The organism is Herbidospora sp. RD11066, from assembly GCF_054661255.1.
In genome coordinates this window covers 128,118-140,581 of the sequence record NZ_BAAGDO010000015.1, presented here as the reverse complement: position 1 = coordinate 140,581, position 12,464 = coordinate 128,118, and the positions used below count along the sequence as shown (strand labels likewise).

The window sequence follows — 12,464 nt, the reverse complement described above, 5'->3', positions numbered from 1 at the left end:
TGCCGAATTGTTCTTATAGATGTCAAGGCGCGGCCTGACGGCCGCGCGGGCGGCAGAACGCCGCCCTCCCCTCGCCGAGCATGCGGCCTCCGGCCGGTCCCGGCGAGGAGCGGCAAGCCGCCCCACCATTTGACAGCAGCCCAAGATCACCAGGAGAGCCGCAGATACGGCAAGATCACCAGAAACAGGCGCACGCGGGACAGGCCCAAGGACGTGGCCTCACATCCGACTACCCCCAATGTCGCGAAATTTTATTGCGCTCCTCAGTTCCACGCTTGTATTAGGTAATCCACAAGCCGGAAGAGAGGGAGGATGACAGCGCAGATGCAGAGCGACAGGAGCGCGATACCAACAGCACCGACAATCCACCAGTTTTGCCAATGGAATGCGAGAGCAAGGAAAGCTGCGACCTCTCCTACCAGAAAAATAATTGCGCATATCGTTCCGAAACGGAAAGTCCACGTCATGTCACGCCTCACCTTCTCCGCCAGGGCGGGATTCTGATAGTGGGCATTGTTGTATTTCGCCAGATCCGCAGACAGTGATTGGAGAAACAGCCCAGCTTCGATGGCGAGGGCGATGAGCAACGTCGGCAGGACCTGGGCAGCCGTCGAGTAGAACGCTTCAGGTGGCATGCCTAGTCAACCGTTCGGCGCCCGCCTTGCGTTACAGGAAGACTCGCGGATCGCCCCATCGACAATCGGTCAGCAGGAGGCGCGCCCAGGCGGGATGAGGTTGATGAGTCGCAGCAGTCTGGCACGTCACCGGAGCGACCCACGAGACAGCGACGTCCAGATCAGATGCGATCATGGGACCTGCCTTTCTTCAGGTCAATGGTTCGCGGTCGTTCGCAGCCATTTCGGCATGAGCAGCGGAACGTCAACGCAAGAGGTGTTCGTATTCCTCTCCCAGCCACACCCCGAAATCCCTTTCCGCGCTCTCCGCGTCATCGCTCGCGTGGATCAGGTCGCTGATGTACTGCTTTTCCTTTCCCGCTTCGCCGGTCGAGTGTTCGCCCCAACGTCCGCGAATCGACGTTGGCCAAGCAGAATTCGGGTCGTGGCGCCCCAGCCTGGCCCTGACGAGTGCCCCGATGCTGCTATGGGTTCCGTGGCCAAGCGCAACCGTGGCGGTATTCCCCGCGTAATCCCCTACAAGTTCCGCCGCGACTTCTCCGGAGAATTCGAGGTCCCCGCCGATGATGTGCGCATAGTGCGTCACGATCTGGGATGCGGTCACCACGACATCGCGCCGGAATACGATCTCGACATCAAAGCGAAGCTCATGAAGCATGGCCTCCACGAGCCCGCGACGAACCGCCGAAGGCATGCAGAGAATCACTGTCCAGGAACCCCAGCCATCAGCGGGTGGCTTCATACCGCGCCTCCTGTGTCGTTGGTTGCTCACCCCGAGACCGGCCGGGCCGCCGAGGTGGACGTTCAAGCCCTTGCTTGGGACATCTCCGCGTGGTGCTCACGGCCGGGGCATCGACGGCAGAACTTCGCTCAGCGCTCGCCCTACGGGTGACCTGCGGTCATTCCGCCGGCGATGCCCCTGCGTAACCGGCTGAACTCAACCCCGCCCAACGTTGCCGAACAGACCGGCACCGCTCTCGACCTCAGGAGCGCCATGAACACGCCCTACGAAAAGGCGGGGTGGGGAGCGCCACCGGAAGCGCTACGACCCACCCCGCCCCCGTACCACCGAACCGGACGCGTGCGCGGGGGACACACGCGACAGCCCACCTCTTCAGGTCTGCTGCACCTCAGTACCCGAGAGGAAAGGCCACCGGCCCGGCGGACGTCTCAGCCCGCCCCGAACACCCTCATTCCTCACCGCCGTACAGCCGCTCTCGCCAGTAGTCCAACTCCGCTTGGAAGTCCGCCCACTCCTGCGACCAGCGCCGCGCCGTCAACGACGTCGGTCCGTATCCCGGCACCAGTTCCGCCGCCTCGAACACATCCGAGGCCACCCCGACCGCGCCAGAGAACGCCGCTACGACGTACAGCCCACCCCGAGCGCCGTACATCGCCCACGCGCCGATCTCCCCGTCCGAAGACCGGCGAATATGCGCCACTCCCGGAGCGCCGCCATCGCACAGGACGTAGATCCCGCGCTCTGCCAGCAAGTCCGCCAGCGCTCCGATCCCTTTCCGCGCCGCCGCACCGTCGATCCGCTCAAACACCTGCTCGACGTCATCCGCCGCGCGGACGGCCGCCGCCCACAGCGACCTATGCGACAGGCGAAGAGGCCCCCGCAGCGCCCTACTCAGCGACATCGCCAGCCCCGCGTTCCAGCGAGGCACCGGCCAGAAGCGCCGACACCCCGGAGGCCGCCGCGATCCTGGCCGCCGCATGTCTGGCATCCATCACCGGCACCACCCGCGAGGCATCCGAACCCGGTCCCAGGAGCTGGAGCATGTACGCCCCGCTACGCGGCCCCATGTAGACCCGAGCCGCCTCCCGCCGATCCCCAGTGAGCACCAGCAAGCCCGGAGTCCCGGCCCGCGCGGCAGCCGTCTCGCACATGTCCGGGATGAAGACCGTGGAGAAATCCCGCGCGTGAAGCAGCCGTGCCAGCGCCCGCAAGTCCGCTGCGTCATCCGGCCCGCCCGTGACCGTGACCTCTCCCGGCCCGCTCACAGCTCCGCTCCGATGGTCGCGTAAACGACCTTGCCGCCGGTACGCGGACGCCGGTAACCCCAGAGGCCCGCCGACAGCATGTGCACCAGGAGCAGGCCCCGCCCGCTCTCGGAGTCGTCATCTGCCTCCACCAGCCGGGGAGGTTCGGGCGAGCAGTCCCACACCTCTGTGACCACCCGATTGAACATGGGGTAGACGCTCAGACCGATCACCGGCACCGGCGAGCCGCCCCACATCTCCAGGTGCGCGCAGCCCGCCGCCGTCGCCTTGACCGCGTTGGACACCAGCTCACTCGCAACGAGCTGCGCCGTGTCCAGCAGGTCAGGACGCCCGTACATCGCCATCCGAACCTGAACGTACGCCCGCGCTGAAGATGCCGACTCCGGTAGCGCCCGCAAGCGGTAGAACCGCCCCGCTACAGCGCGGAGGGATCCGGTAGCCCCGAACATCTCTCCGATCGCAGGTCCAACGCCCGGTAAGGAGATGTCTTCTAGATCATCTCGCCGAACCCGTGTTGTAGCCCTATCGTGTGCCATGGATCAGGAAGACCCTCCTGGTCAAGGGTCCGGTTGGTCGCTCGCAACGCCAGCCGGGCCCGCTACTTGTCGGCGCTCACCAGGCCAAACGACCGTGAACGCTTCTTCTCATTCCGGCGATGAGGACATTCCGCCGCTTACTTCAGATCTGCCCGTAAGCATGTCTAGACTCATAGTCAAAATCCACGGGATTGCTGTCCGCACGTGTCCGCAGGAGTGCGGACACCCTGACTCTGGGGAAAACTTGGAGACCTTTGGCGCAGAGTTACAGCGACTACGCGGGAATCTCTCCCTGCGCAAACTCGCCTATCTCACCAATGTTTCCAAGACCCATATTTCTGATCTAGAGACAGGTAAGCGCTCCCCAAGTGAGCAAGTTGCCGTTGCTCTCGACAAGGCATTATCTGCCGACGGGGAATTAGTTACAGCATTTCTGTCGACAACCATGCCACGTCGGGAATTTATTGCCGATTCACTGATGCTCGGATTCGCCGAGATCCCCATTTTCGGGAACGGTCGGCCCGCCATTCAGCGAATTAGTCCCGATTTAATCGAGGCGGTACGTCAGAAATTCTCGCACCTTCGGAATCTCGATCATTTCCTTGGGGGTGCAGATACATACCGCATGTATATGGCGGAGCTTGAGTTGACGACCAGGCTGGCCAACGATGCAACATATACGGATGCCACAGGCAGAGTACTCTTGGCTCTAATTAGCGAACAGGCGCAACAAGCAGGATGGGCAGCATTCGACGCGGGTTGGCATCAAAGCGCAAGACGTCTCTTCAAGAAATCACTTTCAGCCGCAGTCGACTCCGGGAACACGTCGCTGCTAGCTAATTCGCTGGCCTTTCTTGCCTACCAGAAGGTCAGCACGGGCCACCCCGGCATAGATGAGGCCGAAGCTTCCTGTCGGGTAGCTGGCACCGAGGTTACGCCGACGGTAAGAGCTCTTCTCCTTGAAAGAGCGGCGTGGGCGTACGCCTGCGCTGGCAGAGACTACGAGCGTCAAGCCGAGGAAGCGATCGAGCGATCCACTCAAGCGCTGGTCGGAAGCGCTCAGACAGAATCGCCCGACTGGGCGAACTGGGTGGATTCCGTAGAGATTCAGATCATGACCGGACGTTGCTGGACCGCACTGAAACGACCCGATAAGGCTATCCCCGTACTCGAAGCGGCTCTTTCTCAATTCGATGACACCCATGCGCGAGACAAGGCTCTCTACTCGACATGGCTTGCAGAGGCGTATCTGGATAACGGAGATATCGACCAAGCAACCACTGTACTCAACGAGATATTGAGTATTTCAGCCGAAGTGGCATCTATCCGTCCACGTCAGCGCGTCATATCGATTCTTTCCCGCCTCAGAGACCACAAGGCCATTCCGGGAGTGGTCGAAGTATTCGACCGATTGGCTATGCCGTCGTCCGCTCAATCCATTCCAGGTAAGGAGCCGAGCCTCCTGCAAGCCTCGTAAAAGTGACTTCAGGGTTGTCCCAGGGATGCACGTCGATCAGGTGGCGTTCCAACTCGGGATACTTGGCCATCGTGGTCCTGAGAACAATCTGCCATTCTTGGCCCTCACCGAGTTGCCCAGCATGCCAAAACACCGACTCCACGGGACCAATCACTTGTCCGGAGGCCGCTAGTCTGGCTGCAACTGCGGACCGCACGAGCGTCATCGCGGCGTCACGGTCACTTGCAGTAGTGGACACCTGAACATAGTCAGTCATGCCGCAGAGCCTAACCGACGAACATCGCGCCAACGGTGGCCAGAAGCGACGATCAGAGACAGGCGGGCTTAACGGTTCGGGGGACGCGAAACTTACGCCCCGCTGATTGCTCACCTTTCTTATCAACCGTGCCCGGTTGGATCTCACCGCGTCAGCGACCATCGTTCCGCTTCGCTCCACATCCCATCCGGTCTCCCTGCCCCGCTGCCCCATTGTCCGGGGGCGCGGACGCGGCCCTCAAGGGCTGCCGTGCAGGTCGCGCACTTGGCGCGAGTGGAAGAGGACGGGGCAATGCCACGAGGGGCAGCCCTTGACCGCCGCCGCCGCGCACAGGCCCCGGACCCTGGCAGCTATCCGGGAGCCGGGAGAGGAGCGACCAGGCCGCCACGCGAAGGCCCGCGCCAACGCTCGCCCCCAAACGACAAAGAGCACGTCAGGGCAGCCCGCCTGAACGGCCCCGGCACCCGAAATCGCAGCTACGCGCCGTAAACCACCGCAGACCGCACCAGGTAACAAGTACTCATCAATTCGGGCGTGGGCTTCCCGGCGCCGGGGGCGCCCACGATCGTGTGGTGTTCGCCCTGCTCAGCCCGTATGGTGACGGAGCGGATCACGCGCGAGGCGCCATATCCGGCGGAGAGTGCGGTGACTTCCAGGATGGCGTTCATTTGGGCGCCCATTCTGGATCTGGCCCCATGGTCACGTCTTGTCTCTCGCGGCACACGACTTGACGCACAGCGCACCGGGATCCCACCCTTTCTCCCATGCCTTACACCGCCCACACCGCGGGCGTCCCGGCCCAGGAGCGCCAGGATTTCTGGCAGGACGTGGTTTCCACGGCATTTGTACCGCTTGAGGCGGTTTTTCCGGATAAGCGGTTCGAAGGCAAACTCCGCGCCACCACATTGGGCTCCCTCGACGTCATCGACGTCGACACCACGGCCCACGCCGCCCGGCGCACCCCCAGGCTGGTGACCGCCGCGCCCTCCGACAACCTCAAACTGGGGCTGTTCGTGAAGGGCGGCGGACGGCTGGAGCAGGCGGGCCGCCAGGTCATGATCGGCACCGGCGACATGGCCATCTACGACACCGACCGCCCCTACCGGCTCGATTTCGACGAGCCGACGCGCCTGGTCGTCCTGATGTTCCCCCGCACGATGCTCGGCCTGCCGAGCGACCGCGTCGACCGGCTGAGCTGCACCTCGATCCCGGGCGACACCGGCATCGGCGCGCTGGTCGCGCCCTTCCTGCTGCGGCTGGCCGCGCAGCTCGACGAGGTCGAGGTGCGTGACGGCGCCCGCCTGGCCGCCAACGTCGTCGACCTGATCGCCACCATGCTCGCCGACCGGCTGGAGACGGCCCCGGCCGACCCCGACGCCGCGAGGCGGGCGATGCTGCTGCGCATCACGGCGTACATGGAAAGTCACCTCGGGGACCCCGAGCTGGCCCCCGCCCGGGTGGCGGCGGCCCACCACATCTCCACCCGATACCTGCACAAACTCTTCAGTGCCGAGGGCACGACGGTGGCCGCCTGGATCCGCGAACGCCGCCTGGAGCGCTGCGTCCGCGACCTGCGCGACCCTCTGCAGAGCTGCCGCCCGGTCAGTGCGATCGGCGCCCAGTGGGGGTTCCCGGACGCCTCCCACTTCAGCCGTCTCTTCAAGGCCGCCTACGGCCTGTCGCCTCGCGACTTCCGGAACGCGACGACCGAGCGCTGAACGCTCCTCCGCACGGGCGAGCGCGGACTCGCCCGTGCGGAGGGTGCGTCTAGTGGGCCGCCACGGCCGTGCGGTGGGCCAGAACCGAGTCGCGGATCTCGCCCGCTCTGATCGCCGTGGTCGACAGCAGCGTCGAGGTGAGGCCGTGGGAGTGTTCGGTGCCGCCCTGGAGGTAGACGCCGGCGGTCACCTGGGAGGAGAACTGCACGCGGTGGTCGCGGCTCACCCTGAGCGCGTCCTCGTCGTCGCGGAGGCACAGTTTGCCCGCCTCGCCGAGGAGGGCGGCGACGTCGTGGGGGCGATATCCGGTGGCGTGGACGAGGATGTCGGCCTCGATCGTCACCTGCTCACCGGTCGGAAGGTACTGCACTGTGACCCTCAGGCCATCAGGGCCCTCTTCGACGTCGCGGATGCGGGAGACGTTGAGCATCTGGAGCCGCTGGTGCCCGTGGACCTTCTCGCGGTACATGGTCGCGTACAGGGCCTGGATCAGTTCCATGTCGACCACGGAGTAGTTGGTGCTGCGGTGGTAGTCCACGAGCGACTGCTTCACCTCGGCGGGGGCGGTGAAGTAGACGTCCACCGCCTCGGGGTCGAAGATGCGGTTCGCGAAGGGGCTGTCGTCGGCGGGCGTGTAGCCGTATTTGGCGAACACCGCGCAGACCTCGGCGTCGGTGAAGGTCCGGTGCAGGTAGTCGACCGCCTCGGCGGCGCTCTGACCGGCTCCCAAGACTAAGGCGCGGCCGATCCGGCCACCGCCCGCCACCTTTTCGGCCACCTTGGGCACCAGCCCGCTGGTGTGCCAGACCCGGTCGGAAAGGACGGTTCCGGGCGGCAGATGGGGCTCCAGGCCGACGGCGACCGACAGGTTCCTGGCCCGGCGGACCGTGCCGTCGGCGGTGACGACGTCGAAGTAGCGGATCTCGCCGTTCTCCTTGACCGCCTTCACCGCGGTCACCTCGGCGGAGTAGGTCACCGCGTGGGCCATCCGCGCAGCCGCCCACTCGAAGTAGTCGTGGAACTCGGCGCGCAGCGGGAAGAGGGTCTTCTGGTTGAGGAAGTCGACCAGGCGGCCCTTGTCCTGCAGGTAGCAGAGGAAGCTGAACTCGCTGGCCGGGTTCCGCATCGTGACCAGGTCTTTCGGAAACGAGACCTGCATCGTGGCGTCGTCGATGAGCATCCCTCGGTGCCAGCCGAACCGCGGCTGTTTCTCCAGGAAGGCCGCGGCCATCCGGTCCGATGGCGCGGCCTGCGCGTTGTGCTCCTCGATGGCTATGGCCAGTGCCAGGTTCGATGGCCCGAAACCGATCCCCAGAACGTCGTAGACCATCGTGGTCACGCGATCGCCTCCCTTGTCGCTCGTATGGTAAATAAGGTTAGCCTTACCTTGCAATATTGGCCGACAGAGAGGGAGCCCCAACCATGCGGGTCGTCATGTTCGGACACCAGACCTGGGGGCACCGCACCCTCCAGGCGCTGCTGGAGTCATCGCACGAGGTCGTGCTGGCGGTGACCCATCCGAAGAGCGACCACGCGTACGAGAAGATCTGGGACGACAGCGTCGCCGAACTGGCCGCCGAGCACGACGTTCCCGTGTTGCTGCGCAACCGGCCGACCGACCCCGAATTACTCCAGGCCGTGAAGGACGCGCGGGCCGACATCATCGTGGCCAACAACTGGCGCACCTGGCTGCCGCCGGAGATCTACGACCTCCCGCCGCACGGGACCCTCAATGTTCACGATTCACTGCTGCCGAAATACGCCGGATTTTCACCCATCATCTGGGCCCTGATCAACGGTGAGCCCGAGGTCGGCGTGACCGCCCACCGCATGACCGAGGAACTGGACGCCGGCGACATCCTGATCCAGCGCTCGGTGCCGGTCCTGCCGACCCACACCGCGACCGACCTCTTCTTCGCGACCGTCGACCTGATCGCCCCGATCGTCCACGAGGGACTGGACCTCATCGAGTCGGGCAAAGCGGTCTGGACGCCCCAGGATCGGTCGCAGGCGAACTTCTTCCACAAAAGGGCCATCGAGGACAGCCGCATCGACTGGACGTGGTCAGCGGAGGAACTGGAGCGTCTGGTCCGCGCCCAGTCCGACCCGTATCCGAACGCCTTCACGTCGTACAAGGGCGAGCGGGTCCGCGTCCTCGAAGCCGCCGTCTCGGAGGGCTTCTACGGGGGGACGCCCGGACGCGTGTTCATCCGCGAGGGCGACGGCATCGTCATCGTGGCGGGCGCGAACGCGCGCAACGGCCGTTGTCACGGGCTCGCGATCAAAAAGGTCCGGCTGGACGACGGCACGGAACTCGCCGCGACCGACTACTTCCGCACGATGGGCGGCTACCTCGGCTGACCGATCGACCGTTCGTCCAGAGTGACGGCGTCCTTCCAGGGAGCGCGGCCGGAGAACTCCAGCGCTGCCACGGCGAGGACGCCGAGGCCGACGACGGCGATGATCCAGGGGAACGCGCCCATCGGCGGCGTGCTCGCGTCCCAGGCGGAGACCCTGCCGTCGGAGTACACGCCGGGGAGGTAGACGATGTCGCGCCGGTCGCCCACCCGGGGAGACGGTTCGCGGGCCGACGGGTGCACGTCGGCGACCAGCCGGGTGCCCGACGCGTCGGTGAAGACGACGGAGAGGGTCCGGCGCTGGATGTCGACGATCGTGCCCGAGGCGGGGACGTCGTTGGCCCGCCGGTATTGGTCGGCGAAGACGACGCCCAGACCCAATGCGAGCACGACCAGGCCCAGCAGCCCGAGGGCGATGCCTCGCCGGCGATCGGGCGCCGATGTGGACGCGGCCCGGTGATCCTCCTGGTGTTCCGCTAATCCGTTGTCCATTCGGCTCACCCCGTCCGCCATAGCCCGATATAAGGGCATACCCGCGACAAGAGGCGGTCAAGCCGTGTGGTGGCGTCCCATCGGGATGACCAACGGGGTTCCGCTCACCGGGTCGGTCGTGACCTGGCAGCGGAGGTCGAAGACCTCTTCCACGTTCTCGGCGGTGATCACGTCGGCGGGGTCGCCCTCGGCCACGATGCGGCCGTTCTTCATGGCGATCACGTGGTCGGCGTAGCGGCAGGCCTGGTTGAGGTCGTGCAGGACCATGACGATCGTGCGGCCCTCGTTGCGGTTCAGGTCGTGGATCAGGTCCAGGACGTCGATCTGGTGGGCCAGGTCGAGGTAGGTCGTCGGCTCGTCGAGGAGGAGGACGGGGGTGCCCTGCGCGACGGCCATCGCGATCCAGGCGCGCTGGCGCTGGCCGCCCGAGAGTTCGTCCACGGCCCGGCCCGCCAGGTCTTCGATGCCGGTCGCGGCCAGGGCGCCGTGGACGGCTTCCTCGTCCGCCTTCGACCACTGCCGCCACCACGTCTGGTGCGGCGACCGCCCGCGCGTGACGAGGTCGAGCACGGTCAGGCCCTCGGGCGCGACCGGGCCCTGCGGCAGGATGCCCAGCCGCCGGGCCAGGTCGCGGGTGGGGATCGAGTGGAGCGCCCGCCCGTCGAGCTGCACCGCCCCCTTGCGCGGCGCGAGGAGGCGGGCCAGAGCGCGCAGCAGAGTCGACTTGCCGCACGCGTTGGCGCCCACGATGGCCGTGATCCGGCCCGGGGGGACCTTCACGTCGAGGTCGTCGACGACGACGCGCTGGTCGTAGGCGAGCTGGAGGCCACCGGCCTGGAGTTCGGGGTTCAGTTGAAGGGTCACGGGGGTCAGCCTCCTGAGCCCGCGCGGTTGGCGCGGATGAGCAGCCAGAGCAGAATCGGGGCGCCGAGGACGCCGGTGACGATGCCGACCGGCAGTTCCATCGGGAAGAGGCGGGCGGCGGCGACGTCGGAGCCGACCACGAACAGCGCACCGGTCAGGCCCGCCGCCAGTGGGGGCGGCCAGGCGGTGCCGGCCAGACGCTGGGCGATCTGGGGCCCGGCCAGCGCGACGAAGGCGATCGGGCCGCCCGCCGCCGTGCCGAAGGCGACCAGGCCGACACCGGTGATGAGCAGGGCCAGCCGTACGGCCTGGATGCGGGTGCCCAGGCCGATGGCGACGTCGTCGCCGAGCTGGAGGGTGCGGGTCAGGCGGCCCAGGGTCAGCGCCGCGGGGACCAGGACGGCCATCGTGATCGCCAGCGGGAGCGCCTGCGACCAGTCGCGGCCGTTGAGGTTGCCGGTGAGCCAGCCGAGGGCGGCGTGCGCCTGGAACTGCATGCCGCGGGCGATCAGGTAGTCGGTGGCCGAGAGGGCCATCCACTGGAGGCCGATGCCGACCAGGATGATGCGGTAGCCGGTGGTGCCGCGCCGCCAGGCCAGCACGTACACCAAAGCGGCCATGACGAAGGTGCCGGCCAGGCCGAGGACCTGGGTGCCGACGGTGCCGGTCCAGCCCAGCATGATGCCCGCCACGACGGCGAGGCCGGCGCCCTGGGTGAAGCCGATCATGTCGGGGCTGGCCAGCGGGTTGCGCGTCATCGTCTGGAAGATCGCGCCCGACAGGCCGAACGCGAAGCCGACCAGGACGCCGACGACGGCGCGGGGGAGCCGGAGCTCCTGCACGATCAGCAGCGTGCCGGGGTCGCCGATGCCGACGACGGCCCGCATGGCCTCGGTGAAGGTGATGGGGAAGTCACCCATCGACACCGACCAGGCGACCACGAGGAACGTGGCGGCGGCCAGGCCGGCGCAGACGGTGATCAGGCGGGGGCGCAGGCGTCCGGAGACGGGCACCACACCGAGCCGGAAATGCGTCCCGGTCGCCATGTCAGACCTCCGCCAGTTTGCGCCGGCGGACCAGCATGATGAAGAACGGCCCGCCGAGGAACGCGATCAGCACGCCCGCCTGCACTTCTGTCGGCTTGGCGATCAACCGGCCGGCGATGTCGGCCACGATCAGCAGCGTCGGGGCGATCAGCGCCGACAGCGGGAGCAGCCAGCGGTGGTCGGGCCCGAGGCCCGCCGACTGGGCCAGGGAGCGGGCCACGTGGGGCACGACCAGGCCGATGAAGACGACCGGGCCGATCGCGGCGACGGCGGCGCCGGTGAGCAGCATGATGGCGATCACGCCCTGGGTGCGGACCAGCGCCAGGTTGCGGCCCAGCGAGGTCGCCACGTCGTCGCCTAGGGCGAGGCTGTTCAGGGCGGGCGCGGACGCGAAGGCGAGCAGGGCGCCGACGGCCACGAACGGGAGGATCTGGACGGCCACGTCGCCGTTCAGCCCGGCCAGGGAGCCCGCCGACCAGAAGCGGTAGCGGTCGAGGGCCTCGACGTCCATGAGGACCATCGCGCTGGTCACCGAGCTCAGGAACGCGGTCACGGCGATCCCGGCCAGCGCGAGTTTCACCGGGGTCAGGCCCGAGCGGCCCATGCGGCCCAGCACGAACACGATGACGCTGGCCGCCGCCGCGCCGAGCAGGGCGAACCAGATGAAGCCGTACAGGGTGGCGATGCCGAAGGCGACGATCGAGACGACGATGCCGAACGACGCGCCGGCGCTGACGCCGAGCAGGCCCGGGTCGGCGAGCGGATTGCGGGTGAGCGCCTGCATGACGCTGCCGCCGAGGCCGATGGCGACGCCCGCGGTGAGGCCGATGGCGGTGCGGGGGCCGCGGACCGACCAGACGATGTTCCCGACGTTCGACGGCACGTCGCCTCCCGTGAGGGCGGCCACGACCTGGTCGAGGGGGATCGCCAGGGCGCCTAACGCGAGGGACAGCAGGCAGACGAGGACGAGCAGGGCGACCAGCAGGGTCAGCAGCAGCGCGGGCCGGACCCCGGGTGGTGACTTACTGGGAGTAACTGAACCGATCGCCACGAATCCTCATCTTAGGTTAGGCAGC

15 protein-coding genes are annotated in these 12,464 nt (G+C 66.8%); 3 read left to right on the top strand and 12 right to left on the bottom strand.

Annotated elements, in window-relative coordinates:
- Positions 1-263 precede the first annotated feature (263 nt).
- From ACYQ78_RS37530 to ACYQ78_RS37510, 5 genes are all read right to left on the bottom strand, one after another.
- Positions 264-635 carry a hypothetical protein gene (locus tag ACYQ78_RS37530; protein ID WP_459805749.1) on the bottom strand — a complete coding sequence of 124 codons (372 nt, stop codon included), beginning with the start codon at positions 633-635 and terminating at the stop codon, positions 264-266.
- A gap of 244 nt (positions 636-879) precedes the next feature.
- On the bottom strand, positions 880-1,377 hold the full coding sequence (locus ACYQ78_RS37525; protein ID WP_459805748.1) for a nucleoside-diphosphate kinase: 498 nt from the start codon (positions 1,375-1,377) through the stop codon (positions 880-882).
- 448 nt (positions 1,378-1,825) lie between these two features.
- The gene (locus ACYQ78_RS37520) at positions 1,826-2,278 is read right to left on the bottom strand and encodes a hypothetical protein (RefSeq protein WP_459805747.1); all 453 of its coding nucleotides are present in this window, start codon (positions 2,276-2,278) and stop codon (positions 1,826-1,828) included.
- The gene (locus ACYQ78_RS37515) at positions 2,265-2,528 is read right to left on the bottom strand and encodes a hypothetical protein (protein WP_459805746.1); all 264 of its coding nucleotides are present in this window, start codon (positions 2,526-2,528) and stop codon (positions 2,265-2,267) included. Before ACYQ78_RS37515 ends, ACYQ78_RS37520 begins: the two co-directional genes overlap by 14 nt.
- A 110-nt stretch (positions 2,529-2,638) precedes the next feature.
- Positions 2,639-3,091: an ATP-binding protein gene (locus ACYQ78_RS37510; protein ID WP_459805745.1), complete on the bottom strand. Its 453-nt coding sequence runs from the start codon at positions 3,089-3,091 to the stop codon at positions 2,639-2,641.
- 331 nt (positions 3,092-3,422) lie between these two features.
- Here ACYQ78_RS37510 and ACYQ78_RS37505 point away from each other — a divergent pair, with 331 nt between their 5' ends.
- Positions 3,423-4,655 carry a helix-turn-helix domain-containing protein gene (locus tag ACYQ78_RS37505; RefSeq protein WP_459805744.1) on the top strand — a complete coding sequence of 411 codons (1,233 nt, stop codon included), beginning with the start codon at positions 3,423-3,425 and terminating at the stop codon, positions 4,653-4,655.
- On the opposite strand, the gene cutA is transcribed toward ACYQ78_RS37505, so the two are convergent.
- The gene (gene cutA / locus ACYQ78_RS37500; protein WP_459805753.1) at positions 4,594-4,860 is read right to left on the bottom strand and encodes a divalent-cation tolerance protein CutA; all 267 of its coding nucleotides are present in this window, start codon (positions 4,858-4,860) and stop codon (positions 4,594-4,596) included. The two genes, ACYQ78_RS37505 and cutA, sit on opposite strands and share 62 nt — an antisense overlap.
- 527 nt (positions 4,861-5,387) lie before the next feature.
- Entirely contained in the window at positions 5,388-5,579 is a 192-nt protein-coding gene (locus tag ACYQ78_RS37495) for a hypothetical protein (protein ID WP_459805743.1), read from the bottom strand.
- Positions 5,580-5,675: 96 nt separating this feature from the next.
- Here ACYQ78_RS37495 and ACYQ78_RS37490 point away from each other — a divergent pair, with 96 nt between their 5' ends.
- A complete protein-coding gene (locus ACYQ78_RS37490; protein ID WP_459805742.1) occupies positions 5,676-6,629 on the top strand; it encodes an AraC-like ligand-binding domain-containing protein in 954 nt (317 codons plus the stop codon).
- A gap of 49 nt (positions 6,630-6,678) precedes the next feature.
- Here the strand turns inward: ACYQ78_RS37490 and ACYQ78_RS37485 are convergent, their stop codons facing one another.
- Complete coding sequence (locus tag ACYQ78_RS37485; protein WP_459805752.1) at positions 6,679-7,959, bottom strand: lysine N(6)-hydroxylase/L-ornithine N(5)-oxygenase family protein; 1,281 nt, start codon at positions 7,957-7,959, stop codon at positions 6,679-6,681.
- A gap of 92 nt (positions 7,960-8,051) precedes the next feature.
- Here ACYQ78_RS37485 and ACYQ78_RS37480 point away from each other — a divergent pair, with 92 nt between their 5' ends.
- Complete coding sequence (locus ACYQ78_RS37480; RefSeq protein WP_459805741.1) at positions 8,052-8,990, top strand: methionyl-tRNA formyltransferase; 939 nt, start codon at positions 8,052-8,054, stop codon at positions 8,988-8,990.
- On the opposite strand, the gene ACYQ78_RS37475 is transcribed toward ACYQ78_RS37480, so the two are convergent.
- Genes ACYQ78_RS37475 through ACYQ78_RS37460 form a run of 4 tightly spaced genes read right to left on the bottom strand, consistent with a single transcriptional unit; the run spans position 8,978 to position 12,439 of the window.
- Complete coding sequence (locus ACYQ78_RS37475) at positions 8,978-9,478, bottom strand: hypothetical protein (RefSeq protein WP_459805740.1); 501 nt, start codon at positions 9,476-9,478, stop codon at positions 8,978-8,980. The genes ACYQ78_RS37480 and ACYQ78_RS37475 overlap by 13 nt on opposite strands.
- Before the next feature lie 57 nt (positions 9,479-9,535).
- Positions 9,536-10,342 (bottom strand): ABC transporter ATP-binding protein, encoded by an 807-nt coding sequence (locus ACYQ78_RS37470; protein ID WP_459805739.1) that lies wholly within the window; start codon positions 10,340-10,342, stop codon positions 9,536-9,538.
- Between the two features lie 5 nt (positions 10,343-10,347).
- Positions 10,348-11,388: a FecCD family ABC transporter permease gene (locus ACYQ78_RS37465; RefSeq protein WP_459805738.1), complete on the bottom strand. Its 1,041-nt coding sequence runs from the start codon at positions 11,386-11,388 to the stop codon at positions 10,348-10,350.
- A gap of 1 nt (position 11,389) precedes the next feature.
- Entirely contained in the window at positions 11,390-12,439 is a 1,050-nt protein-coding gene (locus tag ACYQ78_RS37460; RefSeq protein WP_459805737.1) for a FecCD family ABC transporter permease, read from the bottom strand.
- Positions 12,440-12,464: the final 25 nt, after the last annotated feature.